This is a genomic window from Bradyrhizobium sp. AZCC 2176, from assembly GCF_036924645.1.
In the GTDB taxonomy this organism is placed as follows: Bacteria; Pseudomonadota; Alphaproteobacteria; order Rhizobiales; family Xanthobacteraceae; genus Bradyrhizobium.
In genome coordinates this window covers 5,624,898-5,650,778 of sequence record NZ_JAZHRX010000001.1, presented here as the reverse complement: position 1 = coordinate 5,650,778, position 25,881 = coordinate 5,624,898, and the positions used below count along the sequence as shown (strand labels likewise).

Genomic DNA, 25,881 nt, shown 5'->3' with positions numbered 1-25,881 from the left:
CCACTCTGATAGAGGCCTGTGCCTCCTTCCAGACACGGGTCCGCTATCTCAAACGAGGGAGCCATCCGATGTGTGACTATAGCCTGCACGCTGTGGCGACGCGGCCTGCCAAAGTCGGCGAGACGCTGATCACCACGACATTCCGCGGTACATCAACCCGCGGTTTTGCGTCCGAACGCGAGCCTGCAGTAGCGGTCTGCATGCTTCCCGGCACCGAACTGGCGTTCGCCGAGGACGTCAGATACGACAACCGCTGGATCTGGACGCGAACCACCGACTGGCGGGTCGGCAAATTCAACCAGATCGAACCTGAAGTATCCGACCGTCACCATGACGCGATCGAATTTCCCGACGGGAGCCATGTGCTGGTGACCCAGCTTTGCGAAGGCCAGCGCGCGACCGTGCTGCAATTGCCGGTGACCGAGGGCGAACGTGTGCCGAAGGCTGCGGAATCGCTTCCGGCCGAATCCATCGTGACCGGATAAACACCACGCAGATGCGATCCGCCGGTTCAGGCCGGCGGATCGTCGTGATATAGTTTTTGAGAATTCGGCACCGAGGGGCAGTCGGTGGTCAATAAAGTCACATGGCAAAGAGCCGGACGCGTCACTGAGCCCGGACGGTACATGTTTCGGTACGGCTGGCTCACCATCACGGCCGAAGATCTCGCGATCTGGCGGCAATTCCCCGAAGCGTCGTTCACGCTGGTCAACCTGCCATCGGACCCCGATGCGCCGGAGGAATTCCACCTCGGCGCGTTCGAAATACCGGCCGGTCCCAGTCCCTCAACTCCTTCGGTCGACGAGCACTGATATCAGTCTGGAGCCCTGGGGCTCTAGATTTTTGGTTTGACGCGTTTTCTTGACGCGAACCGGCCTCCTTCGCTGGAAAACGCTCTATTCCTCCGCCTGAAGGTCGGCCTCGGCCGGCGTCGCATCGACTGCGCGAGGCAGCACGATACGCGGCATAAGAACGGTGGCGTCGGCCTCGCTCTCGGCTGCGGCAGGCGACCACGGGCGGTCGATGCCCCGCGGCTTGGCCGCTTCGACGACAAATCCCTCGCGGCTTCGCTGCAACGCCATAGCACCCTGCCGCCGCAGGCGGTCGGCATCGATCACCAAAGCCGCGCAGGCCGCAGGCGCCTGCCGCTGGGTCACGATCAGCGCCGTGCGCTCGCAATCGTCCGCCAGCGCCTCGGGCCTGAGCGCCTGCGCGACCAGGCCGCCACCGGCGGATTGCATTACGCAGCCAAGGTCGTCGCATGATACACCTGATGTGAGCGAGGCGTCCGCCGCCGTACGGGCGTCGGCATCCGCCGCCAGCCACTCCTTCAGCAGGAAGGCGTCCCGGGAGCCCTTCGACGCATGCATCAGATGCAGCCGGCCGTCCTGGCCGCGGACGCCGACATGGCGGCCGTCGGCGGAGATCAAAATATCCGGCTGCGGCACCCTCGCCGCCCAGAGCGCCGCTGACAGCACCAGCACCGCGCCCGACCAGCGCAGCGGCGTGCGCAATAGGCCGAGCAGGATGATGCCGAGGCTCGCCGCAATCAGCGGGCCGATGCCGAAGGCGGGCACGCGGCCGACCGCGCCCGGCAAGGCTGCGACCCATTGCGTGACTGAAATCATCCAGTCGATGCCTGTACCCATGATCATCCAGAACGGGCGATCGAAACCGAACGGCATCGCGACGAGGCCGAGCAGGCCCGCCGGCATCACCAGCGCGGAGACCACCGGCATCGCCGCCAGATTGGCCAGCACACCATAGGGCGTGACCCGGTGGAAGTGAAAGGCCGCGTAAGGCATGGTCGCGAGCCCCGCCACAAGCGAGGCCAGCAGCAGCATCGTAAGCTCGCGCCCGCCCCACAGCGCCGCACGGGCGGTTGCGGTGTGATCGGGCGTTGCGAACAGGCCGGGCATGCCGATCTGCACCAGCGCGACCAGGCCCAGCGTGGCCGCAAACGACATCTGGAAACTCGGATGCACCAGCGCTTCCGGCGCGACCGCCAGCACGATCAAGGCCGCGACCGCGAGCGTGCGAAACGTGATGGCCCGACGGTCGACCATGACCGCGATCAGCACCACGGCCGTCATGAAGAACGAGCGCTGCGTCGCCACTTCTGCGCCCGACAGCAACAGATAGAACGCGGCGGCTGCAAACGCTGCCGCCGCCGACCATTTCTTGATGGCGTAGCCTGCCGTGAGCGCGGGAAACAGCGCAAGCAGCGCCCGCACCGCGAAGAACACCACGCCGGCGACGACGGCCATGTGATAGCCGGAGATCGACAGCACATGGCCGAGGCCCGAGATGAACATCGCGTCGTTCACCGGCTGAGAGATCGCGTCGCGCCGCCCGGTCAACAGCGCGGTGGCGATGGCACGCTTGTCGCCCTCCAGCGCGGTGCTGATCCGCCCGTCGATGGTGTCGCGCAGGCCCTGCATGAACGCCGAGTAACGCAGGCGCAGCCCGCCGCCGGTGGCGGGCGGCTCCGCAGCCTTGATCGCACCCATCACGAATCCGGAAGCGCCGATGCCGGCAAAAAACATGTCGCGGCTGAAATCGTAGCTGCCTGGCCGCACCGGCGAAAGCGGCGGCAACAGCCGCGCCTTCAGCTCGACGAAGCTGCCGACCGCGGGCGCCGTGCCCTTCTTCACTGACAGCCGCACGCGTTCCAGCTTTGTCGTTCCACGCGCGCTTTCCATGGTGACGACGCGCAGCACAAAACGGTCGGTGCGCTCGCGAATGTCGCGGGTTTCGACAAAGCCCGTCAGCGATACCGAAAACATCGGCCGCGCCAGCACGCCATGCGCAATCCGCGCGGTCTTCCACGTCGCGACCGCAAAGCCCGCCGCGACCGCCGCGACCATGACGGCGACAGGAAAGAATTTCTGCCGCCGCAGCAGCACCGCGACCGCGCATAGCGCGATGGCCACGATGGCCGCCGCCGACAAAACCGGCTCATGATCGGCGGCAAAGTAAAAGGCGATGCCGGTGCCGAAGGCGACCGGTATCCAGGGCAGCAAGCGGCCGGCCCCGGCTTCCGCGCGCACCCATGTGCGCAGTGTTTCGATCAGCGGCGGCCAGAAGGCCGGACGCGATGGCGCAAGGCCGCCGATAGGCGCCGCCGCGCGCGGCGGCCAGGTCCCGGCATAGCCCCGCTTCCGGCCCGAAATGTCGCCCTGCTCCGCCACGCTGGTTACACCTTGCAATCCCGTGGAGAGCACAAGACTACCGGACGGTGTATTGCGGCCGCTAGCGGAACGGATGCAGAAACCTCGGGAAACGGGCCGCGACGCCCGCGCGACCTCTCCGACCGATTTGCGCCAAAGACGTCACTTGAGCGTGGAAAACTATCGTTAGGTCAGCCCAACTGCATTTTCCGACTCGGCAGAGCGTGCTCGTTCACTGAAATTCAGGCTGGTTGCGGAGCACGACGTGAGCCAGTTTTCTTGCACGCTTCTACTTGTGACGGCTCTGATGCTTACGGCATGCTTCGGAGTAGCCGCTTGGCGCATCTCCGGTGACACATCGGAAGTCACCGGAAGCATTCCGCCGCCGTTGATTGACCTGCGTTAAAGATCCCTGCGCTTTGCGTATTCAGGCAGAAATCTGAAGAAATGCGCTGCGGCTCGCGCTATAGTCGCTGCATGAAATTTGCCGCCTGCCTTTCATTCGCCCTCGTGATTACCGCTTCGGCGACTGCCGCTGCCACAGCCGAACAATGCCGTTTCATCGAGGCGAAGTCCGAGCGCGAGGCATGCTATAAGCGCCAGGATGCTGACCGGGCCGCCCGGCAGAAAAACGAACAGGCCAAGCAGGCGCAGCAAAAACCGTACGAGCCCGTGTCGCAGGAAGATGCCCTGCTCGCCAAATCCCTGCGCAGCATTTGCCGGGGCTGCTAGGCGCCGGCGCCACCATCCAATCCCGGCAGCCCACCGCCCGGAAAGTGCGCTTGAAAGCGCTCTTGCAAGTGCGCCGCAGCAGGATGCACACTGTGTGCGCTTGACGAGGTGTCAACGTCTACGGCTATCGGCCCAACTGGAATTCACGGTTGCGCTCAGAACGAGCGGAGGATGACGCCATGCGAGAAATCGAAATCCACGACTATGCGCGGCAATTGCTGGAAGCACATGGCGCCAAGGCCATTGCGGAAGCCGCCCAGAACGCCATCGAGCTCGAAGCAAAAGGCGACGTCGAGCTGGCCAGAACCTGGCGGCATATCGAAGACGCCATGAAGCTCATGCGCGGGCCGCACCAAAGCTGAAGCTGCCGGCGCGGCCAGGTAGGATCTGGAGCAGGTTCCGTCGCAATCCGCCTGGTCGCGGCTGAAGGGCAACCTGACCTCCAAGATGCGGCTCTCCATGACAGGAGTGAAGCCATGTTTCCGAAGTGTGCGACAGCCGAAGATCTCGTGAAGGCGATCAGGGAAGAGAAAGTGCAGATGATCGATCTGCGCTTCACCGACTTGCCTGGGGTGTGGCAGCATTTTTCCGTCCCGCCGGATGCAGCTGATATCGATGCTCTCAGCGAAGGCATTGGATTCGACGGCTCATCCATCCGCGGCTTCCAGGAAATTCAGGAAAGCGACATGCTGGTCGTGCCGGACCCGGCAACGGCCTTCCTCGACCCATATTCGCCTGCATCGACCCTCGTCCTGATTTGCAACATCAGGGACCCCGTGACCGGTCAACCCTATAGCCGTGACGCCCGTTACATAGCCCAGAAGGCCGAAACCAACTTGAAGGGCACTGGCCTCGCCGATACGAGTTACTTCGGCCCGGAGGCGGAGTTTTTCGTGTTCGACGACGTGCGCTATGGACAGGACATCAATTACGCCTTCCACGAAATCGATTCCAGCGAAGGCAGTTGGAATACTGGCAAGGACGAAGCGCCGAATCTGGGCCACAAGCCGCGCCCGAAGGAAGGATATTTTCCCGTTCCCCCGACCGACAGCATGCAGGCTCTCCGCACCGAAATGGTGCTGACGATGGGACAGCTGGGCATCCAGATCGAAGCCCATCACCATGAAGTCGCGACCGGCGGCCAGAACGAGATCGACATGCGCTTCACCACGCTCACCCGCATGGCGGACAATCTGATGATCTACAAATACGTGGTGAAGAACACCGCCCGCGAGCACGGCAAGACCGCAACGTTCATGCCGAAGCCGCTGTTCGAGGACAACGCCTCGGGGATGCATGTTCACCAGTCCCTGTGGAAGGGCGAGACCAATCTGTTCTACGACAAGGCTGATTACGCCGAGCTGAGCGAGATGGGCCGTTACTACATCGGCGGGCTCCTTACCCACGCCTGGGCGTTATGCGGGCTTTGCGCCCCCACCACCAACTCCTATCGGCGCCTGGTGCCAGGCTATGAGGCTCCGATCAACCTGGTCTATTCCCAGCGCAACCGCTCAGCCTGCTGCCGGATTCCGATGTATTCGCCGAACCCGCGGGCCAAGCGAGTCGAGTTTCGCTCGCCGGATCCCTCCTGCAACCCCTATCTCGCGTTCGCCGCGATGCTGATGGCCGGCCTTGACGGCATCAACAACAAGATCGACCCGGGCCGGCCGATCGACAAGAACCTCTATGACCTGCCGCCCGCCGAGGCAAAGGACGTGAAGTCGACACCCGGGTCGCTGGAACAGGCGCTTGACGCGCTCGAGCGCGATCACGCTTTCCTGCTCCGCGGCGATGTGTTTACCGGCGACGTGATCGAGACCTGGCTCGACTACAAGCGGAAGAAGGAGATCGATCCTATCCGGCTGCGCCCTCACCCATACGAGTTTCATTTGTATTACGATATCTAGCAGCATGGACTCATTCGCGCGTAGCCAAATTCGTAGATGCGAGTTTGATGAAGCGGCGCGCGGTCGTGTCCTGCGATTGCACACGGATCTGAAGATAACTCTCCCGGGTCTCGAGGAGGACCAACGTCGTGAAGCGGGACTTCGACCTCATCGTCTACGGCGCAACGGGTTACACTGGCCGTCTCATCGCCGAATATCTGGCGACGTCCTATCGCGGCGACGATGCTCCGTCCTGGGCGATGGCAGGACGCTCGACTGACAAGCTCCAGAAGGTGCGTGCCGACATCGGCGCACCAGACGATTTGCCTTTGGTTAAGGCGGATGCCGCCGAGCCGGCCAGCCTGCGTTCGATGTGCGAGCGTGCGGCCGTGATCATCACAGCGGTCGGACCTTATCAGCTCCACGGTCCCGAGCTTGTGGCCGCCTGCGCGGCCACGGGCACGGCCTATGTTGATCTGTGCGGCGAACCGGCTTGGATGCGGCGCATGATCGACACCCATCACGACGAAGCGAAACGGACAGGCGCGCGCATTGTATTCTCCTGCGGCTTCGATTCCATCCCGTTCGATCTCGGCGTGCTCACGTTGCAGGAGAAGGCGCGCGAGAAATTCGGACGCCCGGCGCGGCGGGTCAAAGCGCGCCTGCGCAAGGTGAAAGGCGGCATGTCTGGCGGCACCGCGGCGAGCGCTGGGGCGACGTTAGCCGCCGCCGCGCGCGACCCGGCCCTGATCCGGCTGCTGACCGATCCCTTCGCGTTGACGCCGGGGTTCACCGGGCCGTCTCAGCCGTCGGGCCTCATCCCCGAATATGACCCGAGCATGAACGCGTGGCTCGTGCCGTTCCCAATGGCGCCGATCAACACCAAGAACGTGCACCGCACGAATTTCCTGTTGGGTCATCCCTACGGCACAGACTTCATTTACGACGAGATGATGGTCGCGCCGGCATTTGGGGAAGTCGCTGGCGTGGCGACCGAGACGTTCGCCACGATGATTTCCTTGTTCGCGACCCGCGGTTTCAAACCCGGCGCAGGCCCGACTCGGGAAGAGCGCGAGAGGGGCTTCTACGACATCCTCTTCCTGGGCGAGCTGCCGGATGGCGAACGGGTCGAGACGGTAGTCACGGGAGACCGCGATCCGGGCTACGGCTCGACCTGCAAGATGATCGCCGAGAGCGCTCTCTGCCTTGTGCGCGACGTGCAGGGCGATGGCGGCAACTGGACGCCGGGCGCGCTGATGGGTCCGGCGTTGCGCAAGCGTCTGAAGGAGCGCGCTGGCCTCACCTTCAGCGCGCGTTGAGGTAATGCTCGGAACTGAGTGCGCTCCAAAGCGAACGTTCGCCAACGCCTCTGATCTCTGGGTTCACGCCCTAGCAGCGACCGCGTCAACTAACGCGCAACCTGCCTACGGGTCAATCAGCGGGGTCTTTGACGACACGTGATGGCTGACGATCTTCCATTCGCCGCCTTCGCGAATAATCACCCAGGGGTTCAGCATCCTCCTCGACGACGAAAGACGCCGTGCCCGCGACGTTGATCAGGTCGGGGGCGGCGTGCGCGGTCCTGACGTCAGTGAACTTGACCGTCGGAGAATGCCACCTCGGCAACGCGTCGAAATAGGCGGCAACACCGTCGTTGCCGCGATACAGGTTTGGATTCGAGCCGAAGAAGAACGCGTTGCTCGAATAGAGCGACGCTAGCGCACTGGCGTCCAGCCTGCTGAACGCTGTCGCCCATTTTCCCATGATGCCGGACACGATGTCATCGGTCCCGCTGCGCGCGGATGATCCCATCGCTGGACTTCACCCCTTCCCGCCGACTTCCTTCGCAAACGTATCACGCAGGCCGATGGTGCGATTGAACACCGGCTTGCCCGGCGCCGAATCCCGGTCGCGCACGAAATAGCCCTGCCGTTCGAACTGCACCACCTCGCCCGAATTGTCTGATGCAACCGAAGGCTCGATCCGGGCGTCGGGCAGGATTTCCAGCGACTCCGGATTGAGATCGGCGGCGAAATTCGCGGCGTTCGGGCTCGGGTTCGCGAAGAGCTGATTGTAGACGCGGACTTCCGCCGGCATCGAATCCTTGGCCGACAGCCAGTGCATGGTGGCCTTGACCTTGCGTCCATCAGGGGCGTTGCCGCCCTTGGTGGCGGGATCATAGGTGCAGCGCAGTTCGACGACTTCGCCGGCATCGTTCTTGATCACGCCGGTGCACTTGACGAAATAGGCATAGCGCAGCCGCACCTCGTTGCCCGGCGATAGCCGGAAGAATTTTTTCGGCGGATTCTCCATGAAATCGTCGCGCTCGATGTAGAGCTCGCGGCCGAATGAAATTTTTCGGGTGCCCAACGAAGGATCGTCGGGATGGTTGACGGCTTCGAGCTCCTCGACCTGTCCTTCCGGATAATTCTCGATCACGACCTTCAAGGGCCGCAGCACCGCCATGCGCCGCTGCGCCGTCTTGTTGAGGTGCTCGCGAATGCAGAATTCCAGCATGCCGACATCGACCACGCTGTTGGATTTCGCCACGCCAATGCGCTTGACGAATTCGCGCACCGCCGCCGGCGGCACACCGCGCCGCTTCAGGCCCGCAATGGTCGGCATGCGCGGATCGTCCCAACCCGAAACGTGGCCGTCGCGGACGAGTTGCGTCAGCACGCGCTTCGACAGCAGCGTGTAGGTCAGGTTCAGGCGGGCGAATTCGTACTGGCGCGGTTTTGACGGCACCGGCAGCTTGTCGAGCAGCCATTCGTAGAGCGGCCGGTGGTCCTCGAATTCGAGCGTGCAGATCGAATGCGTGATGCCTTCGATGGCGTCCGACTGGCCATGGGCGTAGTCGTAGCTCGGATAGATCGACCATTTGGTGCCGGTGCGCGGGTGCTCGGCATGCAGGATGCGGTAGAGCACGGGGTCGCGCAGGTTGATATTGCCCGCGGCCATGTCGATTTTCGCGCGCAGCACGCGCGTGCCGTTCGGGAATTCGCCCGCCTTCATGCGCCTGAAGAGGTCGAGGTTTTCCTCCACCGTGCGGTCACGGAACGGCGAGTTCTTGCCAGGTTCCGTCAGCGTGCCGCGGTTGATCCGGATTTCCTCCTGCGACTGGTCGTCGACATAGGCATTGCCGGCCTTGATCAGGCCTTCTGCCCAGTCGTACAGGCGCTCGAAATAATCGGAGGCGTAATAGAGATCGGTTCCCCAGTCATAGCCGAGCCAGTGCACGTCGGCCTGGATGGAATCGATATATTCCTGCTCTTCCTTGGTCGGGTTGGTGTCGTCGAAGCGCAGGTGGCACTTTCCCGCAAACTCCTGCGCGATGCCGAAATTAAGGGCAATCGACTTGGCATGGCCGATATGCAGGTAGCCGTTCGGCTCCGGCGGGAATCGGGTCACGATCCGGCTGTGTTTTTTGGAAGAGAGATCCGCCTGGACGATGTCGCGGATGAAATCGCGCCCTGCTTCTGCCGTTACCGGTTCTGTGGTCATTCCGAGTTCCTGTTAGGGATTGGCGAACCTTCTGCCAAATTCGCCCCTGCGAGCCAAGCCTGCTTTGCCCATAGCGAGGGTTTAGTTATGTACCGTTCCTGCTATACACCACGGCCGCTCATGCATAGGCCCCGTCCCGGTAATGACTGATTCCGTCGTCACACGCTTTGCCCCCTCGCCCACCGGCTTCCTCCACATCGGTGGCGCCCGGACCGCGCTGTTCAACTGGCTCTACGCCAAGAAGACCGGCGGCAAGATGCTGCTGCGGATCGAGGACACCGACCGCGAGCGCTCCACCGAGCCGGCGATTGCCGCCATCCTCGACGGGCTGAAGTGGCTCGGGCTCGATTGGGACGGCGACGTCATCTATCAGTTCAGCCGCGCCGTACGTCACCGTGAAGTGGCCGAGCAGTTGCTCGCCAGCGGCAAGGCCTACCGCTGCTACGCCACCGCGGAGGAACTGACGGCGATGCGCGAGAAGGCGCGCGCCGACGGCCGCACCCGCCTTTATGACGGGATGTGGCGAGACCGCGATCCGTCTCAGGCGCCCGCCGGCATGAAGCCGACCATCCGCCTGAAAGCGCCGCAGACCGGCGAGACCGTGATCGAGGACCAGGTTCAGGGCCGCGTGGTCTGGCAGAACGAGAACCTCGACGATCTCGTGCTGCTGCGCGGCGACGGCAACCCGACCTACATGCTGGCTGTCGTGGTCGACGACCATGACATGGGCGTCACCCACGTCATCCGCGGCGACGACCATCTGATCAACGCCGCGCGCCAGAAGCAGATCTACGACGCGCTCGGATGGGACATCCCCAACATGTCCCACATCCCGTTGATCCACGGGCCCGACGGCTCAAAGCTGTCGAAGCGCCACGGTGCGCTCGGCGTCGATGCCTACCGCGCCATGGGATACCTCCCGGCGGCGCTGCGCAATTACCTGGTCCGGCTCGGCTGGAGCCATGGCGACCAGGAAATCTTCTCGACGCAGGAGATGATCGACGCTTTCGATTTGCCTGCCATCGGGCGGTCCGCGGCGCGGTTCGATTTCGCGAAACTTGAGAACCTCAACGGGTACTACATCCGCCACGCCGACGACCGCGAACTGGTATCCCAGTTCGAGAGCGTGCTCGACTACGTCCCCGAAGGCGCCGAGTTGAAGGCAAAACTCAACGACACCACACGCGCGCAATTGTTGCGGGCGATGCCGAGCTTGAAGGAGCGCGCCAAGACCCTGATCGAGCTGATATCGGGCGCCTACTTCATCTTTGCCGACCGTCCGCTTCAGATCGAGCCCAAGGCGGCCGCCCTGCTGACGCCGGAAACCCGGGCGCTGATCGGAAACCTCCGGATAGCGCTGGAGGCCGTCACTGACTGGCACGCCGAGACCACGGAAGCCGCCATGCGGAATTTCGCAGAGCAGAACAACCTCAAGCTTGGGGCCGTCGCCCAGCCGCTCCGGGTGTCGCTGACCGGACGCACGACTTCGCCGGGAATTTTTGATGTTTTGGCGGTACTGGGGCGGGAGGAATGCCTGGCTCGTCTGGGCGATCAGGCGGCCAGATAAGCCCCTACCATATGGGGGGCCGTGGCCATCTTGCAGTGCACAGGGCAATAAGCTACGCCTTTGGCGCCGCTTCTAGACAATCCGGCTTCCTTGCTGCTGACAAGAAAATGGCACCAAGGTCGGCGCGGTTTTTCGTAACGATTTCATCGGGGATTCACGATGGACGCAAAATCCAGCAACAAAACTGCAACGCTCACGGTAGGTAACAAGACCTACGATTTCCCGATCCTCAGCGGCACGGTGGGGCCAGATGTCATCGACATCGCCAAGCTTTACGCCCAGGCCGGGATGTTCACCTACGACCCCGGCTTCACCTCCACCGGTAGCTGCCAGTCGAAGATCACCTATATCGACGGCGACGCCGGCGTGTTGGAATACCGCGGCTACCCGATCGAACAGCTCGCCGAAAACGGCGACTTCCTCGAAACGTGTTATTTGCTGCTTTATGGGGAGCTTCCGACCGCCGCCCAGAAGCAGGATTTCGACAGCCGCGTGATCCATCACACCATGGTTCACGAGCAGATGGCCCGCTTCTTCCAGGGTTTTCGCCGCGACGCCCATCCGATGGCGATCATGGTCGCCGCCGTCGGCGCGCTCGCCGCGTTCTATCACGACTCGACCGACATCAACGATCCGCGGCAGCGCATGATCGCCTCGATGCGCATGATCGCGAAGGTCCCGACGCTGGCCGCAATGGCCTACAAGTACACCGTCGGTCAGCCCTTCATGTATCCGAAGAACTCGCTCTCCTTTGCCGAGAACTTCCTGCACATGTGCTTCGCGGTGCCCTGCGAGGAATACAAGATCAATCCGGTGCTCGCTGACGCGCTTGACAAGATCTTCATCCTGCACGCCGACCACGAGCAGAATGCCTCGACCTCGACAGTGCGTATCGCCGGCTCTTCGGGCGCCAACCCGTTCGCCTGCATCGCCGCCGGCATCGCCTGCCTGTGGGGCCCGGCGCATGGCGGCGCCAACGAAGCCGCGCTTGCGATGCTCGCCGACATCGGTTCGGTCGACAAGATTCCGGAATTCATCGCCAAGGTGAAGGACAAGAACAGCGAAGTCCGCCTGATGGGCTTTGGCCATCGCGTCTACAAGAACTACGATCCGCGCGCCAAGATCATGCAGAAGATGTGTCATGCCGTGCTCGCCGAGACCGGCCATGGCGACGACCCGATGCTGAAGGTGGCGCTGGAGCTGGAGAAGATCGCGCTCTCCGACCAGTACTTCATCGACCGCAAGCTCTATCCGAACGTCGACTTCTATTCGGGTATCACGCTGAAGGCGATGGGCTTCCCGACCTCGATGTTCACCGTGCTGTTCGCGGTCGCCCGCACCGTCGGCTGGATCAGCCAGTGGAGCGAGATGATCGAGGACCCGCAGCAGAAGATCGGCCGTCCGCGCCAGCTCTACACCGGCGTCGGCCGCCGCGACTACGTCGCGATGGACAAGCGGAAGTAAGCACGTCGCGTATACGACAGATTGAAAGCCGGATGCGGTTCGTCGCGTCCGGCTTTCGTACGAAACCTACCCCCGCCGCGCCTGCCACATCGTTGCCAGCACGATATCGGCGGCGCGCGCGCTCGGCGGCTGGTTGCCGGTCGACATGATTCCGTCGATCTTGCCGAAGGCCTCGAGTTGCCTCTGCCGAGGCTCGGTGTCGCCGAGCACGTCACGCAGCGCGGCCGCGAGCTTTTCCGGGGTGCAATCCTCCTGCAGGAATTCCGGAATGACATTCTCGCCGATCACGAGATTGGCCAGTATCACCGAGTTCACCTTGATGGCCCGGCGCAATATCCACGCCTCCACCGAGCCGGTTCGGTAGGCCGTCACCATCGGCACCCCGGCCAGCGCCAGCTCCAGCGTCACGGTGCCGGATTTGGCCAGCGCCGCATGCGCGATCCGGAACTTCGCCCGCTTCTCCTGCTCGCCGATCACGACCTGGGGCTGCACCGGCCAGCCCTTCACCGCCTCCACCACCGCCTCCTGCAGATGCGGCATGGTCGGCAGCACCAGTTCGAACCCGACGCCCTGATCCTGCAGCCGCGCCACCGCCTGGCCGAACACCGCCATGTGATGGCGGATTTCGCTGCGCCGGCTGCCCGGCAGCACCAGGAGCACCGGCGGCGATTGCGCCCGCCGCGCGGCTTCCTCGGGGTTCGGGCGCAGCGACGACAACTGCTCGGTCAGGGGATGGCCGACATAGCTGCAGGGCGGCCCGCGCAGCCTGCGATAGGCCTCGGGCTCGAACGGCAGCAGTGCCAGCACGTGGTCGACATATTTCAGCATCGCGCGCGCCCGGCCGGGCCGCCACGCCCAGACGGAGGGCGATACATAATTGACGATCGGCAGCCTGGGATTCTTGGCGCGAACGCGCTTGGCGACGCGATGGGTAAAGTCCGGGCTGTCGATGATGACGAGAATATCCGGCGCGGCTTCCGTCACCGCGATGGCGGTTTCCTTGATCAACCCGAGGATCTTCGGCAGATCCTTGACGACGGCGGCAAGCCCGATGATCGAGAGCTCTTCGATCGGAAACAGCGACTCCAGGCCTTCGCGCGCCATCGCGCGGCCGCCGACGCCTTCGAACTGCACCGCGTCGCCGAGGCGCTGGCGCAGCACCTTCATCAAATTGGCGCCGAGGCGATCGCCGGACTCTTCCGTCGCGATCAGAAATACCCTCCGCTCCATCCCGGCGGTGGCGCGAGACGGCGTCACGCTGACAAGCCCTGGACGAACAGGCCGGCTTTGTCCGCAGCCTCGATCATGGCTTGCGAGTCCGCGGTAATCGTGTGGCCGGCAATCACCGCGATACCGGCGAGCCCGGCCGTCGCTGCGCCGTCGATGGTTTTCGCGCCCACGGCCGGCAGGTCAAAGCGCAAATCCTGTCCGCGCTTCGGCGCCTTCACCAGCACGCCGCGGCCGGATTTGGCGCGAATGCGCCCCGCCTCGCGCAGCCGCGCCACGCGCGCCAAAAGCCCGTCGGTGCCCTCGATGTCCTCAACCGCGACCACGTGCCCGTCGATCACGACCACGGCCTGGCCGATGTCGAACGGCCCGAGCGCGCCGAGCACCTCCCGCCCTATGGCGATGTCAGCGCTAGCAGCGGAATCGGGCGTGGCGCGGGCAATGTTGCCCTCCGGCATCAGGATATCGGGGGCGACCTCCCGGATACCGACCATCCGGAAACCGTCCTGTTCGAGGATGCGGCCGATTCCCGACAACAGATGATCGTCACCGCCACGAAATGCCGCCAGGATTCGGCCCATAACGCGGATCGTTCCCCAATCCAGCCTGATTTCCGACAGCGCCGGGCGCAGCAGCGTGCCGATGAAGATCAGGTCGCGGCAGCCCTCGCTGCGGAACAGTTTTGTCGCGCGGCCGAGTTGACCGACCGAGATCCAGTGATGGCGAAAGCGCCCGACGCGATCAGGATCGCAGGCGCCGCGGAGCGCGAACAGCACCGGCGCGATCCCGCGCTGGCTGAGCGAATCCGCCACCGCGAACGGCATGGCGCCGCCGCCTGCGATGACGCCGACGGGCGAAGAAATGTCGGAAGCCGCTGAATTCATGGCTGCGGCGATCCCGTCATCACTGCTTGTTGCCGTCGCCGGCGGGAAGGCAGAGCGCGCGATGCTTGCCTTGCGCGATGAAGGCGAGGATTTCGGCGATCGCCGGATCCTCTGCGGCCAGCGGCTGCACCGCATTCAGCCGCTCGGCAAAGATGCCGGGACCGTGAAACAGCTTTTGGTAGAACGCGCGCACCGTCGCCAGCCGCTCCTTGGTGAACTTGCGGCGCTTCATGCCGATGATGTTCAGCCCTTCGAGGCTCGCATACTGGCCGTTGACGAGCCCGAATGGAATGATGTCGCCGCGCACGCCGCAGACGCCGCCGACCATCACCTGCGGTCCGATTCGGGTGAACTGGTGCACCGCCGACAGCCCGCCGATGAAGACGAAGTCGCCGATCTCGCAGTGACCGCCCAGCGTGGCGGAGGTTGCAAAAATCACCTCATTGCCGACCTGGCAATCATGCCCGACATGGCTGCAATTCATGAAGTAGCCGCGCTCGCCAACCCGCGTCACGCCGCCGCCGGCAAGCGTGCCGGCGTTCATGGTGACGGATTCGCGGATGGTACAGCCCGCACCGATCTCGAGCCGGGTCAGTTCACCCTTGTAGCTCAGCGATTGCGGCGGCGTACCGAGCGAAACGAACGGATAGATCGTGCAGCCGGCCCCGATCGTTGTCTGCGCGGTAACGTGAACATGCGCGATCAGATTGCAGTTGGCGCCGATAACGACGTTGCGGCCGATGATGCAATAGGGACCGACCGTCGTCCCCTCGCCGATCACAGCGCCATCCTCAACCCGCGCGGTTGGATCGATCGTACTCATTAACCTGCCCAGCCCATCGATTGGACGCGAATACCTCGCGTTTTCGGGTGGTTAGCGCGACGTACCAACGCTGTCCAGTGACGTATGGTTACGTCATGTGTCGGCGCGTCCGGCTGCAAATTCACCTGCCGCCAGCCTGATTCCCATGACGAGAGTCGAGGCAAGCCGTCGCTAGATCATGCTGCCAGGCAGGAAGCAGCGGATCGAAATCCCGGATGCCCCCTTTATAGGCCAAACCATGGTCCGGCCGGCGCGGTTTGGCACGGTGATGACAGCATCGTCGGGTACGTCGATCCACTGGCCCTCGAGCCGGACGCGATAGTGACCGTCCTTCGATTCCCAATCGACATCGGAAACGACGGAGCCATCGGCATCCGAACAGCATGGCCCCTTCCCGCTTCTGAGGCTGTCGAACCAGGGCTTGAGCGGGGAGTTGGCGTAGCGGCCGTCATCGCGGGCCACCGCACTTCCAGCGAAAACAGCGGCTGAGGCTATCAGCGCAACCGCAACTCTGAGAAATTTCATGCGGCCCGTCTCCGCAACAACCTCTTCCACCGGAACTACAAACCTGAGGGCGGGTCGAAGTTCCCTCGTGGCGAAACCAAATCTGGAGCTTCGGTTCTGATTGAATCAGAACTGAAGCTCTAGACTCTTGTTTTAACGCGTTTTCTGCCGCAGATAAGTCTACGTCATCTAATCTACGTAAACTTGATTGCTACGTGAACCGGTACTCACCCCGGATCAAGTCCGGGGCTCGAAAACGCTATGGCTAACTGCCGGCCAGCGCGATCCATTCGCCGGCCTGCACGCGTGTGACCAGGACGGCAGAGCCCGAGTTGCTGGTTTTGTAGACCAGCGCCTCGCCTTCGCGGATGTCGGCAAATTCCTTTCCGAAGGCATCAGTGACATTGGTCTTGTGCGTCACCGCCAGATTGTTGACGCCGGCTTTGGGAGGCGCATTGACGAGGTCGCGCACGGCCCGGCCGGCCTTGTCGTTCTTGCCGTCGGGATTGGCCATTCCAGACGCGCTGCCGGCGCTGCTGTCGGTCAACTCGTCCACGGGCGCCACATCCTTGCCGCCGATGAGCTTGCCGGTTTCAACCGCCCGATTCAGCCGGCTTGTGTAGACTTCGCCGATCGGCACGCCCAATTTACTCAGCGCAGCTCCAAGCTCGCGCGCCAGCGTGCGGCCCTTCTCGCTCAGTTGCCGTTGCGCGCTCATGTCGTCGAACTTGAAGGGGTAGACGTCCTTCTGGCTGTCGTCGGTGGCGCCGTGTCGAAACACGACGACGTAGCCACCGTCCTTGAGAGACGATACGAGACCATCCAGTTCAGCCGCGTAACTTTGCGGCGACATCAGCAAAAAAATGACCAAGCACGAAATAACGGACGCAAGCATGTTCACGGACGCCTCCGTCAAAAAAGCGCGGACCCGAAGCGGATTTTAATCTGCAAATTTCTTCAATGCCGAGGGCGCGGGTTCCACTACCAACGATTGAATAAGGACATCAGGAAGACGTCGGTTGTGTGACGGATGAATGCAATCCGGTTCAATCCGTCAGCATCGCGCCGACGTCGGCTTCCGCGACCACGCTGCCGTTTACCTTGGCGTCGCCGTGAAACCACCACATCGCCTTGCGGCGGCCGATCGAGCGCATGTGATACTCGATGGTATCGCCAGGCATCACGGGCTTGCGGAATTTGCACTTGTCGATGGTGAGGAAATAAACCGCACGCGGCTTCTCGGTGCCTTCGACCGATTTGATGCCGATGACGCCGGCGGTCTGTGCCATGGCTTCGATCATCATCACGCCGGGATAGACCGGACGCTCGGGAAAATGGCCGAGAAACGGCGGCTCGTTGAAGGTGACGTTCTTGATGCCGATGCCGCTGTAATCGGTCCGGATATTGATCACCCGGTCGATCAGCAGCATCGGATAACGGTGCGGGAGCGTCTTGAGGATCTCGTTGATGTCCACGAGCTCGAATCTGACCGCTGCCTCCTCCATCACTCCTGTCCTTCGCCTTTCGGACCGGCCGTGCCGCCCTGCACCAGTCGCTCCACTGCAACAATCTCCCTGAACCACTGCTTGGTCGGTTTGGCAAAATGGCCACCCCAGCGGCCATTGGGCGGAATGTCGTCCTTGACCGCACTCATGGCTGTTACCTGGGCGCCGTCGCCGATCTTGAGGTGGTTGTTGATGCCCACCTTCGCCCCCAGCGCGACGTTGTCACCGATCGTCAGGCTGCCCGCGAGCCCGATCTGGGCCGCGAGCAGGCAGTGCCTGCCGATGGTCACATTGTGGCCGATCTGGACCTGATTGTCGATTTTGGTGCCCTCGCCGATCACGGTATCCCGCAGGCTGCCGCGGTCGATGGTGGTGCCGGCGCCGACCTCGACATCGTTTTGAATCAGGACGCGGCCGGTCTGGGGCACCTTGAGGTGGCCGTCGGGGCCGAAGAAAATGAAGCCGTAGCCATCCTGGCCGATGCTGCAGGCGGGATGGATCAGGACGTTGTTGCCGATCAGGGCGAACTGGATGGCCGTGCGGGCGCCGACATTGCAGTCCCGGCCGATCTTGACGTCGGCGCCGATCACCGCACCGGCGCCGATCACGGTCCCGGCGCCGATCTCGACCCGGGGCCCGATCACCGCCAGCGGATCGACGATCACGCCGTCTTCCAGGTGGGCCGACGGATCGATGATGGCCGACGGCGCGATGCCGTCATTGTCGAACCAGGATTGCGGACGAAGCGCATCGGCGTGCCATTCGCGCGCCAGCTTCACGAAGGCGCGGAACGGCTGGGTGGCCCGCAGCACCGCCACATGGGCGGGCACCTGGGCCTCGAAGCGCGGGCTGACCAGAACGGCGCCGGCCTTTGTTGCCTTGAGCTGATCGGCGTATCTGAGGTTGTCGAAAAACGCCAGATGCATCGGGCCGGCTTCGTCGAGCGAAGCCAGAGCCCTGATCACGTGACTACCCCGCACGGGGTCGACCAATACCGCTCCCGTCAGCGCTGCAATCTCGGCCAGCGTCGACGAAGGGGGTTGCTTGAAGAATATCGGCTGCGCCATTCCACCCGTCGCAGTTCGGCCGGTGTTCACACCGGAGCGCCGGCTCCGAAGAAACGGAGCCGACCCCTCTTGTTCCCTGGCATTCTCGTCACGCGGACCTGATCCGAGTCCGTTTCGCTTCAAGACACCTTAGAACGATGTGCCGCCGCCAAACTTGAATTCTTGCACGCGGTCGAACTGACCCTTGGTAAGCGGAACCGCATAGTCGAAGCGCAGCGGACCGAACGGCGAGGCCCAGATCAAGCCGACACCGACCGAGGTGCGGACCACATTGCCATTGTCGAACTGCAATCCCGTACAAGTTCCGGCATTGGCCGGGGTGGTCGCCGTCGCCTGCGTCGGCGGCACGCAGCCAGGCACATTGACTTCGCCCGTCTGCGCCCAGGACGTCGGCCCCTTGTAATCAAACAGTCCGCCAGCGTCGGCATAGACTGAGCCCTTGAGCCCGACTTCCTTCGGCAGGAACCAGAACGGCATCTGCAATTCGAACGAAGCGCCCCAATATTTGGTGCCGCCCAGCGCGTCACGTGTGCCAAACGGATTCAAATCGCGCGGACCGATGCCGTTCGGCGCAAAACCACGAACCAGGTTCGGGCCCATCTGGAAGTGATCGAGCATCCGCAGTTCGCTGCCGCCGAATTGGTTGAGCATGCCGCCCTGCAGATGGATCAGGCCGACGATATCGGCAACCAGCGGGGTGTAGTACTTCGCGTCGATCGCCGACTTGATGTACTTCACGTCGCCGCCAACACCGGCGAAGTCCTGCTTCCAGTCGATCAGCAAGCCGTCGGTCGGGTTCTTGTTGTTGTCCAGCGTGTTGTAGTTCAGCGAATAGCCGACCGACGAGGTCAGTGCCTTGCCACCCTGCAGTTCCCTGCGAACCGGCAGCGAGGCTTCGCCGTCGCTGAAGCACCACAGGCCGATGCCGGAGGCGTCTGTCGCGGGAGCTGGCAACCCACCCGGCCCGCCGACGGAGTTCACGAATGCCGGCGTCGGATTGAACGCGAGCAGCGAGTTCGACGTGTTGTTGTTACAGTTCGCGAGCGCGTTCGGCAGCGAGATTTCCTGCTGATAGATCGAGTAGCGCAACTGCAGCGCAAGATCTTCCCGCAGCGTGAAGCCGAGCCGCGGGCTGAAGCCCAGCGTCTTGGTGCCGTAGGAGATGTAGCTGTTGGCCAATTGCTCGCGATAGAACAGATCGAGGCCGAGGGCTACGCGGTAGTCCAGCAGGTAGGGTTCGACGAACGACAGCGAACCGCCGCGCGCATACTGACCGTAGGTCACGGCTGCCTTCGCATACAGGCCACGACCGAGGAAGTTGCGCTCGGAGATGCTGACTTCGGCCAGCGCGCCGTCCGTGGTCGAATAGCCGCCCGACACCGAGAAGTCGCCGGTCGACTTCTCTTCGAGATCGACGATCAGGATCACGCGATCGGTCGACGAGCCCGGCTCGGTCAGGATCTTCACGCTCTTGAAGAAGTCGAGGTTCTTCAGCCGGCGCTCGGCACGATCGACCAGCGCGCGGTTGTAGGCGTCGCCTTCGGAAAGGTCGAACTCTCGGCGAATCACGTAGTCGCGGGTGCGGGTGTTGCCGCGGACGTTGATGCGCTCGATATAGGTTCGCGGGCCCTCGTCGACGGCGAACACGATCGAGACGGTGTGCTGTTCGAAATTGCGATCACCGCGCGGACGCACCACGGCGAAGGCATAACCGCGCCGCGAGGCCTCGATCTGCATTTCCTCGACGGATTTCTCAAGCGCCTCGGCGTTGTAGACCGAGCCGACGCTGACGCGCGAGAAGCTGCGCAGCGTGGCGGTATCGAGGGTTGCGATGGAGGTCTGGAAGTCGACGGAAGCAACGCGATATTGCTGCCCCTCCTCGATCTTGAAGGTGACGAGGAAACCCTTCTTGTCCGGGTCATATTCGGTCAGCGCGGCGACCACCTGCACGTCGGCATAACCGTTCTTGAGATAGAAGCGGCGAATCAGGTCGCGGTCGGCCTCGACCCGGTCGGGATCATAGACGTCGGCGCCGCCGAGGAAGCTCAAGAGGTTGGATTCACGGGTCTTGATGACGTCCTTCAGGCGATAGGCCGAATAGGCGACGTTGCCGACGAACTCGATCGACTTGACGCCCGTTTTGGTGCCTTCGGTGACCGTGAAGATCAGATCGACGCGGTTGTTCGGCTGCTCGATGATTTCAGGCGTGACGCGCACGTCATAGCGGCCGGAGCGCCGGTAGATTTCGGTGATGCGCTGGGCGTCCGACTGGACCATCGGGCGCGAGAACGTGCCGCGCGGCTTGGACTGGATTTCAGCCGAAAGCTGCTCGTCCTTGACCTTCTTGTTCCCTTCGAAGGCGATGCGCCCGATCACGGCGTTTTCGACCACGGTCACGACCAGCCGGCCGCCCACCTGGTTTATTCGCACGTCCTGGAACAGGCCGGTTTCGATCAACGCCTTCAGGCCGTCGTCGATCTGGGCCTGCCCGAGGCGGCCGCCGGGACCCGGCTTGAAATAGGAACGGATGGTTTCGACCTCAACGCGCCGGTTCCCCTCAACGGAGATCGACGCCACGGTCTGGGCCGAAGCCGGCACAGACACCAGCACGCTCCCCATCGGCGCGGCCACCATGATCAGAGCGCCCAGCAGAGCCCCCCGCACTCGCATTCCCAACATCATGCGCAACGCGCCCTCGTCATTGCCGTGCCGGCTCGTACCCCTACGAACCGACAGAATCCCAAAGTTGCATTGCTTGTAGCCAATTTCGACAGGGCGGCAAACCAGACATCCGGTGCGATTCCATTTTCATTCCAAGACGTTGCCAATGGGCAACGTCACAAAAAAGCCGCTTCTAAGATCTCCCGAACAACCCCTTCAGCCAAGGCACCTGATGGAAGTCATTATAGAAAGCGAACACCATCAACATCAGCACCAGAACCAGCCCCACGCGGAACCCGTATTCCTGGGATTTTTCCGACAAAGGACGGCCCCGCAGCACCTCGGCCGTATAGAACAAAAGGTGGCCGCCATCGAGCAAGGGCACCGGGAACAGATTGAGCAGTCCGATCGAAATGGACAGTACCGCCGCCAGATGTAGCAGCGGAATCAGCCCCAGCGTGGCGACCTGGCCCGAAATTTGCGCGATCCGAATCGGTCCGCCGATCTGGTCGGCGCTCGCCCGTCCGGTGAAGATGTTGCCGATATAGGAGAGCGTCTGGTCGATGACGAACCAAGTTTCCTTGATTCCGAGCCAAAACGCGCTGGCCGGATCGACCTTCTCCGTCGTCACTTCGCCCGGCGAGGTCGCGCGGGTGATGCCGAGAATCCCGAGCCGCTGCGTGTTTCCGAAGGGATCCTTCACTTCGCGCAGTTCCGGCGTGCCCTTCAATTGCAGCGTCGAATCACCGCGCTTGACGGTGAAGGTCATAGTGTCGCCGGCGCGGACGCTGACGAAGCGCTGCATGTCGGAGAAGCTGCCGATCTTCTTGCCGTCGATGGCGGTAACGATATCGCCGACCTGAAAGCCTGCCCGCTCGGCGGCGCTGCTGGCTTCGATCTTGTCGACCCGCGCCGTCGTGCTCGGCTTGCCGAAGAAGGTGAAGAGACAGGTGAAGATGACTATCGCCAGAATGAAATTCGCGATCGGACCGGCGGCCACGATGGCCGCGCGCGCTCCAACTTTCTTGTGATGGAAACTGCCCGCCCGCTCCTCCTCTGTCATGCCGGCCAGCGTTTCGGCCGAGGCAGGCGTGGAGGCTTCCGATTCGTCGCCGAAGAACTTCACATAGCCGCCAAGCGGGATCGCGGAGATCTTCCAGCGGGTGCCATGACGGTCGTTGAAGCCCGCGAGTTCCGGCCCGAAGCCGAGCGAGAACGTCAACACCTTCACGCCCGCCCATCGGGCGACCAGGAAGTGGCCGAGTTCATGAAAGAACACGACAATGGTCAGAACAAACAAAAAGGGAATGATGTAACCAATGAGCCCATGGCCCAACGTATTGAAACTGCTTAGAAAAAACTCTGACATCAGGTTCCCCTCGACAAGAGCCAAAGGCTCCGTCCCCAAGCCTCTACGATGCCTTTAAGGCAATTTGAGGCAATAGGGAGGCGGCTCTGTTTCGCGCGTTATGGTCAACGGAAATCGCGTCGTCGGCCGAGCTCAAGGGCGCAAGGTTCCCGGCGCGAATCCAGTCGTTGATGGTGGCTTCGACAAGGCGTGCGATCGACCCGAACTTGATCTTTCCGGAAATGAACGCCGCCACCGCCACCTCATTGGCAGCGTTGAATACCGTGGTCGCACCACGTCCCGTACGTAACGCTTCGTAGGCCAGCCGCAAGCCCGGGAACCGCTCGAAATCCGGCGCCTCGAAGGTGAGCTGTCCGATTTTTGCGAGATCGAGCCTTGCCGAGGGGCCAACGATTCGTTCGGGCCATCCAAGGCAGTGCGCAATCGGAATGCGCATGTCGGGCGCGCCGAGCTGCGCCACCACGGAACGATCGGAGAATTCGACCATGCCGTGAATGATCGACTGCGGATGCACGAGAACGTCGATCTCGTCGGCCGAAAGCGCGAAGAGGTAGGAGGCTTCGATGACTTCAAGGCCCTTGTTCATCATCGAGGCCGAATCGATGGTGATCTTCTGGCCCATGCTCCAGTTCGGATGCTTCAGAGCCTGCTCCAGCGTCGCCTGCTCGATGTCGGCCGGCGCCCAGGTGCGGAACGGCCCGCCCGAGGCGGTGATGATCACGCGCACCAGTTCCTCGCGATTGCCGGAAGAGAGCGCCTGAAACAGTGCGTTGTGCTCGGAATCCGCCGGCAGGATGCAGGCGCCGGCTTTGGCCGCGCGCTGCATGAAGAAATCGCCGGCACAGACCAGGCACTCCTTGTTGGCGAGCGCGACCGCCGCACCGCGGTCGACCGCGGCGAGCGCCGGCTTCAACCCGGCCGCACCGCTCACCGCCGCCATTACCCAGTCGGCGGGACGCGCGGCGGCCTCGATGATGGCGCTTTCGCCGGCGCCGCATTCGATGCCTGTGCCTGCCAAAGCGGCTTTCAGTTCGCCGAGTCGCGCCGGGTCGGCGATCGCCGCGAATCGCGCGCCGAATTCCTTGGCGAGTTTGGCCAGCGCTTCGACATTGGAATTCGCGGTCAGCGCCTCGACGGTATAGCGGTCGCGCGCGCCGCGCAGCAAATCCATCGTGCTGTCGCCGATCGAACCGGTGGCGCCAAGCACCGTCACAGTGCGCGCATCCGCTACCGCGGCCTTGTTGTTACGCAATGGAACTGCGCTCATCGTTTCACCAAACCATAAGACCGCGGCCGACGCCATCGGCGCCGCCCCGCAGAAGACCGAAAAGAGCCGCCACGACGACGGCTGCGACAAATCCATCCAGGCGATCCATTAGCCCGCCGTGGCCGGGAATAATGTGACCTGAGTCCTTTACGTCAAAACGCCGCTTCACGGCGGATTCGAAGAGATCGCCGAGCTGCGAAACGACCGAAAGGGCTCCGGAAAGCATCAATAACGGCCCGATTCTGCCCAGATCGAACGCGGCAAATCCGCACGCCACGGCGAGGCTGGCGGCGAACCCGCCGGCGGCGCCCGCCCAGGTCTTTTTCGGGCTGACGCGCGGCCAAAGTTTTGGACCGCCAATGCGGCGACCCGCGAAATAGCCGCCGCTGTCGGTCACCCATACGATCAGCAGCACGAACATCAGCGCGGCGAATCCCTTGACGGGATCGAGGCGCAGCAGCACCGACGCGATCTCGGCCGCCGCCGCGTACAAAAATCCCGCCGCCGCCCAGCTTCGCCGCTCCGGCGCGATCGACACCACGGCAACGAAGCCGACGCCGAGCACGATCAGCGCGGCATCGAGGCGGCCAATCGCAAAACAAAGCCCGGCGATCGCAAGCGCGGCCACACCCGGCACCGTCACGCGCATCGCGCTGAGACCGACGATCGCGAGCCATTCCGCAAACAGGCCGATGGCGGCCAGCGTCACCAGCGTGGCCCAGAGCCAGCCGCCGGCATAGGCGATCGCAACCGCAAGCGGAATCAGCACGGCGGCTGCGGCGATGCGCATGACGAGGTTGCGCGACTCAGATTCGCGAATTCGCGGATCGGGCGGGCTCGCTGCCGCCGGCGCGGCTTCGCGTTCGGTCACGATCCGGTTTTCGCGGCCAGACCGCCGAAACGGCGTTCCCGTCTGGCGTATTCGGCAATGGCGCTTTCCAGCGCGGCCTTGTCGAAATCCGGCCAGTGGATCGGCACGAACACGAGTTCGCTATAGGCCGCCTGCCACATCAGGAAGTTCGACAACCGCTGCTCGCCGCTGGTGCGGATGATCAGGTCGGGATCGGGAATGTCAGGCGCATCGAGATAGCGGCCGAGCGCATCGGCGTCGATCGAGGCGGGATCGCGCTTGCCTTCCGCCACTTCGCGCGCCAGCCGTTGCGCGGCGCCGGCGATCTCCTGGCGCGATCCGTAATTGAATGCGACCACGAGATTGAGCTCGGTGTTGGCCCGGGTCAGTTCCTCGGCTTCGTTCAATAGCGTGCAGATATCGGGCTCCAGCCCTTCCCGCTCGCCGATCACGCGCACGCGCACGCCGTCGCGATGCAGCGTCGCCAGATCGTTGCGGATGAAGCGGCGGAGCAGTCCGAACAGATCGCCGATTTCGGTCGCCGGCCGCGACCAGTTCTCGGAGCTGAACGAGAAGATCGTGAGGTAAAGCACGCCGAGTTCATGGGCGGCGCGAACGACGCGACGCAGTGCCTCGACACCGCGGCGGTGGCCTTCGGCACGCGGCAAGCCGCGCGCTGCCGCCCAGCGCCCGTTTCCGTCCATGATGATCGCCACATGCAACGGGACGGATCGATCCGGTCCTTCCGTGGCGGGGGCGGCGGCGTTCGGCATTATCTGAAATCCAGGGCCAGTCTCAACTCTTGAACGTTGCCATCAAACGGTGAGGATTTCCTTTTCCTTCGCCGCAAGCAACTGATCGATTTCCGCAATCGTTCCGTCGGTCGCCTTCTGCACCTCGTGGGCGAGCCGTTCCTGATCGTCTTCGGAAATCTCGTGATTCTTCTCGAGCTTCTTGACGATATCCAGTCCGTCGCGACGGACATGGCGGACCGCAACCTTGGCGGCTTCGGCGTATTTATGCGCGACTTTCACCAGTTCCTTGCGCCGCTCCTCATTGAGCTCGGGAATCCGCAGGCGCAGCACCTGTCCTTCGGTCGCGGGCGAGAGGCCGAGATTGGAATCGACGATCGCCTTTTCGACGGCCTTCACCATGGACTTGTCCCATACCTGGACGGAAAGCAGGCGCGGCTCGGGCACGCTGACGGTCGCGAGCTGGTTGAGGGGCATGTGCGAGCCGTACGCCTCGACCTGCACCGGCTCCAGCATGGATGCCGCCGCGCGGCCGGTCCGCAGGCCGCCCAGCTCGTGCTTGAGCGAGTGGGTCGCGCCTTGCATGCGGCGCTTCAATTCGTTGATGTCAAAACCGGGCGTGGGCATAACACTCTCCCCTCCTTAGAAA

Annotated in this window: 24 protein-coding genes; 8 read left to right on the top strand and 16 right to left on the bottom strand. The window is 63.1% G+C overall.

Going from position 1 to position 25,881, the window contains the following annotated elements; genetic code table 11:
* Window positions 1-68: 68 nt before the first annotated feature.
* Entirely contained in the window at window positions 69-485 is a 417-nt protein-coding gene (locus V1288_RS26560; RefSeq protein WP_334359842.1) for a hypothetical protein, read from the top strand.
* Between the two features lie 141 nt (window positions 486-626).
* Window positions 627-812 carry a hypothetical protein gene (locus tag V1288_RS26555; protein WP_334359841.1) on the top strand — a complete coding sequence of 62 codons (186 nt, stop codon included), beginning with the start codon at window positions 627-629 and terminating at the stop codon, window positions 810-812.
* A gap of 84 nt (window positions 813-896) precedes the next feature.
* Here V1288_RS26555 and V1288_RS26550 read toward each other — a convergent pair whose 3' ends face one another.
* The gene (locus V1288_RS26550) at window positions 897-3,191 is read right to left on the bottom strand and encodes a ComEC/Rec2 family competence protein (protein WP_334359840.1); all 2,295 of its coding nucleotides are present in this window, start codon (window positions 3,189-3,191) and stop codon (window positions 897-899) included.
* Window positions 3,192-3,647: 456 nt separating this feature from the next.
* On the opposite strand from V1288_RS26550, the gene V1288_RS26545 reads away from it, so the two are divergent.
* From V1288_RS26545 to V1288_RS26530, 4 genes are all read left to right on the top strand, one after another.
* Complete coding sequence (locus V1288_RS26545; RefSeq protein ID WP_334359839.1) at window positions 3,648-3,902, top strand: hypothetical protein; 255 nt, start codon at window positions 3,648-3,650, stop codon at window positions 3,900-3,902.
* Window positions 3,903-4,081: 179 nt separating this feature from the next.
* On the top strand, window positions 4,082-4,264 hold the full coding sequence (locus V1288_RS26540) for a hypothetical protein (RefSeq protein WP_334359838.1): 183 nt from the start codon (window positions 4,082-4,084) through the stop codon (window positions 4,262-4,264).
* A gap of 114 nt (window positions 4,265-4,378) precedes the next feature.
* The gene (glnA, locus tag V1288_RS26535; protein ID WP_334359837.1) at window positions 4,379-5,809 is read left to right on the top strand and encodes a type I glutamate--ammonia ligase; all 1,431 of its coding nucleotides are present in this window, start codon (window positions 4,379-4,381) and stop codon (window positions 5,807-5,809) included.
* A gap of 128 nt (window positions 5,810-5,937) precedes the next feature.
* Complete coding sequence (locus tag V1288_RS26530) at window positions 5,938-7,107, top strand: saccharopine dehydrogenase family protein (protein WP_334359836.1); 1,170 nt, start codon at window positions 5,938-5,940, stop codon at window positions 7,105-7,107.
* Between the two features lie 112 nt (window positions 7,108-7,219).
* Here V1288_RS26530 and V1288_RS26525 read toward each other — a convergent pair whose 3' ends face one another.
* Window positions 7,220-7,564, bottom strand: a complete 345-nt coding sequence (locus tag V1288_RS26525; RefSeq protein ID WP_334359835.1) for a nuclear transport factor 2 family protein — start codon at window positions 7,562-7,564, stop codon at window positions 7,220-7,222.
* A gap of 45 nt (window positions 7,565-7,609) precedes the next feature.
* Window positions 7,610-9,292: a glutamine--tRNA ligase/YqeY domain fusion protein gene (locus V1288_RS26520; RefSeq protein WP_334359834.1), complete on the bottom strand. Its 1,683-nt coding sequence runs from the start codon at window positions 9,290-9,292 to the stop codon at window positions 7,610-7,612.
* Between the two features lie 142 nt (window positions 9,293-9,434).
* Between V1288_RS26520 and gltX the strand changes: the two genes are divergently transcribed.
* Both gltX and gltA read left to right on the top strand, forming a co-directional pair.
* The gene (gltX, locus tag V1288_RS26515) at window positions 9,435-10,859 is read left to right on the top strand and encodes a glutamate--tRNA ligase (protein ID WP_334359833.1); all 1,425 of its coding nucleotides are present in this window, start codon (window positions 9,435-9,437) and stop codon (window positions 10,857-10,859) included.
* 159 nt (window positions 10,860-11,018) lie between these two features.
* Window positions 11,019-12,323, top strand: coding sequence for a citrate synthase (gene gltA, locus V1288_RS26510; RefSeq protein ID WP_334359832.1), 1,305 nt, complete (start codon window positions 11,019-11,021; stop codon window positions 12,321-12,323).
* 66 nt (window positions 12,324-12,389) lie between these two features.
* Here gltA and lpxB read toward each other — a convergent pair whose 3' ends face one another.
* The 13 genes from lpxB to frr form a co-directional block, all read right to left on the bottom strand.
* Complete coding sequence (lpxB, locus tag V1288_RS26505; protein WP_334361408.1) at window positions 12,390-13,553, bottom strand: lipid-A-disaccharide synthase; 1,164 nt, start codon at window positions 13,551-13,553, stop codon at window positions 12,390-12,392.
* Window positions 13,554-13,576: 23 nt separating this feature from the next.
* Window positions 13,577-14,434: an LpxI family protein gene (locus V1288_RS26500; RefSeq protein ID WP_334359831.1), complete on the bottom strand. Its 858-nt coding sequence runs from the start codon at window positions 14,432-14,434 to the stop codon at window positions 13,577-13,579.
* Window positions 14,435-14,453: 19 nt separating this feature from the next.
* Window positions 14,454-15,257, bottom strand: a complete 804-nt coding sequence (lpxA, locus tag V1288_RS26495; RefSeq protein WP_334359830.1) for an acyl-ACP--UDP-N-acetylglucosamine O-acyltransferase — start codon at window positions 15,255-15,257, stop codon at window positions 14,454-14,456.
* Between the two features lie 171 nt (window positions 15,258-15,428).
* A complete protein-coding gene (locus V1288_RS26490) occupies window positions 15,429-15,782 on the bottom strand; it encodes a hypothetical protein (protein WP_334359829.1) in 354 nt (117 codons plus the stop codon).
* A gap of 244 nt (window positions 15,783-16,026) precedes the next feature.
* Window positions 16,027-16,614 (bottom strand): histidine phosphatase family protein, encoded by a 588-nt coding sequence (locus V1288_RS26485; RefSeq protein WP_334359828.1) that lies wholly within the window; start codon window positions 16,612-16,614, stop codon window positions 16,027-16,029.
* A 193-nt stretch (window positions 16,615-16,807) separates the two neighbouring features.
* A complete protein-coding gene (gene fabZ, locus V1288_RS26480) occupies window positions 16,808-17,266 on the bottom strand; it encodes a 3-hydroxyacyl-ACP dehydratase FabZ (protein WP_334359827.1) in 459 nt (152 codons plus the stop codon).
* On the bottom strand, window positions 17,266-18,333 hold the full coding sequence (gene lpxD / locus V1288_RS26475; protein ID WP_334359826.1) for a UDP-3-O-(3-hydroxymyristoyl)glucosamine N-acyltransferase: 1,068 nt from the start codon (window positions 18,331-18,333) through the stop codon (window positions 17,266-17,268). Before lpxD ends, fabZ begins: the two co-directional genes overlap by 1 nt.
* A 129-nt stretch (window positions 18,334-18,462) precedes the next feature.
* Window positions 18,463-21,015, bottom strand: a complete 2,553-nt coding sequence (bamA, locus tag V1288_RS26470) for an outer membrane protein assembly factor BamA (RefSeq protein WP_334359825.1) — start codon at window positions 21,013-21,015, stop codon at window positions 18,463-18,465.
* Window positions 21,016-21,187: 172 nt separating this feature from the next.
* The gene (rseP, locus tag V1288_RS26465; protein WP_334359824.1) at window positions 21,188-22,363 is read right to left on the bottom strand and encodes an RIP metalloprotease RseP; all 1,176 of its coding nucleotides are present in this window, start codon (window positions 22,361-22,363) and stop codon (window positions 21,188-21,190) included.
* Window positions 22,364-22,406: 43 nt separating this feature from the next.
* Window positions 22,407-23,630: a 1-deoxy-D-xylulose-5-phosphate reductoisomerase gene (gene dxr / locus V1288_RS26460; RefSeq protein WP_334359823.1), complete on the bottom strand. Its 1,224-nt coding sequence runs from the start codon at window positions 23,628-23,630 to the stop codon at window positions 22,407-22,409.
* A gap of 4 nt (window positions 23,631-23,634) precedes the next feature.
* Window positions 23,635-24,501 (bottom strand): phosphatidate cytidylyltransferase, encoded by an 867-nt coding sequence (locus V1288_RS26455; protein ID WP_442893988.1) that lies wholly within the window; start codon window positions 24,499-24,501, stop codon window positions 23,635-23,637.
* Window positions 24,498-25,253, bottom strand: a complete 756-nt coding sequence (locus V1288_RS26450) for an isoprenyl transferase (RefSeq protein ID WP_334359822.1) — start codon at window positions 25,251-25,253, stop codon at window positions 24,498-24,500. Before V1288_RS26450 ends, V1288_RS26455 begins: the two co-directional genes overlap by 4 nt.
* 42 nt (window positions 25,254-25,295) lie before the next feature.
* On the bottom strand, window positions 25,296-25,859 hold the full coding sequence (frr, locus tag V1288_RS26445; protein WP_334359821.1) for a ribosome recycling factor: 564 nt from the start codon (window positions 25,857-25,859) through the stop codon (window positions 25,296-25,298).
* Window positions 25,860-25,881: the final 22 nt, after the last annotated feature.

Excerpts from the sequence above, each read along its gene's own strand:
- V1288_RS26545 (WP_334359839.1), top strand. The coding sequence starts at position 3,648 with ATGAAATTTGCCGCCTGCCTTTCATTCGCCCTCGTGATTACCGCTTCG.
- glnA (WP_334359837.1), top strand. The coding sequence starts at position 4,379 with ATGTTTCCGAAGTGTGCGACAGCCGAAGATCTCGTGAAGGCGATCAGG.
- V1288_RS26555 (WP_334359841.1), top strand. The coding sequence starts at position 627 with ATGTTTCGGTACGGCTGGCTCACCATCACGGCCGAAGATCTCGCGATC.
- V1288_RS26520 (WP_334359834.1), bottom strand. The coding sequence starts at position 9,292 with ATGACCACAGAACCGGTAACGGCAGAAGCAGGGCGCGATTTCATCCGC.
- bamA (WP_334359825.1), bottom strand. The coding sequence starts at position 21,015 with ATGATGTTGGGAATGCGAGTGCGGGGGGCTCTGCTGGGCGCTCTGATC.
- lpxA (WP_334359830.1), bottom strand. The coding sequence starts at position 15,257 with ATGAGTACGATCGATCCAACCGCGCGGGTTGAGGATGGCGCTGTGATC.
- V1288_RS26485 (WP_334359828.1), bottom strand. The coding sequence starts at position 16,614 with ATGTCGCCGCAAAGTTACGCGGCTGAACTGGATGGTCTCGTATCGTCT.
- V1288_RS26540 (WP_334359838.1), top strand. The coding sequence starts at position 4,082 with ATGCGAGAAATCGAAATCCACGACTATGCGCGGCAATTGCTGGAAGCA.
- frr (WP_334359821.1), bottom strand. The coding sequence starts at position 25,859 with ATGCCCACGCCCGGTTTTGACATCAACGAATTGAAGCGCCGCATGCAA.
- V1288_RS26490 (WP_334359829.1), bottom strand. The coding sequence starts at position 15,782 with ATGAAATTTCTCAGAGTTGCGGTTGCGCTGATAGCCTCAGCCGCTGTT.
- V1288_RS26560 (WP_334359842.1), top strand. The coding sequence starts at position 69 with ATGTGTGACTATAGCCTGCACGCTGTGGCGACGCGGCCTGCCAAAGTC.
- V1288_RS26500 (WP_334359831.1), bottom strand. The coding sequence starts at position 14,434 with ATGAATTCAGCGGCTTCCGACATTTCTTCGCCCGTCGGCGTCATCGCA.
- lpxB (WP_334361408.1), bottom strand. The coding sequence starts at position 13,553 with ATGGAGCGGAGGGTATTTCTGATCGCGACGGAAGAGTCCGGCGATCGC.
- rseP (WP_334359824.1), bottom strand. The coding sequence starts at position 22,363 with ATGTCAGAGTTTTTTCTAAGCAGTTTCAATACGTTGGGCCATGGGCTC.
- gltA (WP_334359832.1), top strand. The coding sequence starts at position 11,019 with ATGGACGCAAAATCCAGCAACAAAACTGCAACGCTCACGGTAGGTAAC.
- V1288_RS26450 (WP_334359822.1), bottom strand. The coding sequence starts at position 25,253 with ATGCCGAACGCCGCCGCCCCCGCCACGGAAGGACCGGATCGATCCGTC.
- dxr (WP_334359823.1), bottom strand. The coding sequence starts at position 23,630 with ATGAGCGCAGTTCCATTGCGTAACAACAAGGCCGCGGTAGCGGATGCG.
- gltX (WP_334359833.1), top strand. The coding sequence starts at position 9,435 with ATGACTGATTCCGTCGTCACACGCTTTGCCCCCTCGCCCACCGGCTTC.
- lpxD (WP_334359826.1), bottom strand. The coding sequence starts at position 18,333 with ATGGCGCAGCCGATATTCTTCAAGCAACCCCCTTCGTCGACGCTGGCC.
- fabZ (WP_334359827.1), bottom strand. The coding sequence starts at position 17,266 with ATGGAGGAGGCAGCGGTCAGATTCGAGCTCGTGGACATCAACGAGATC.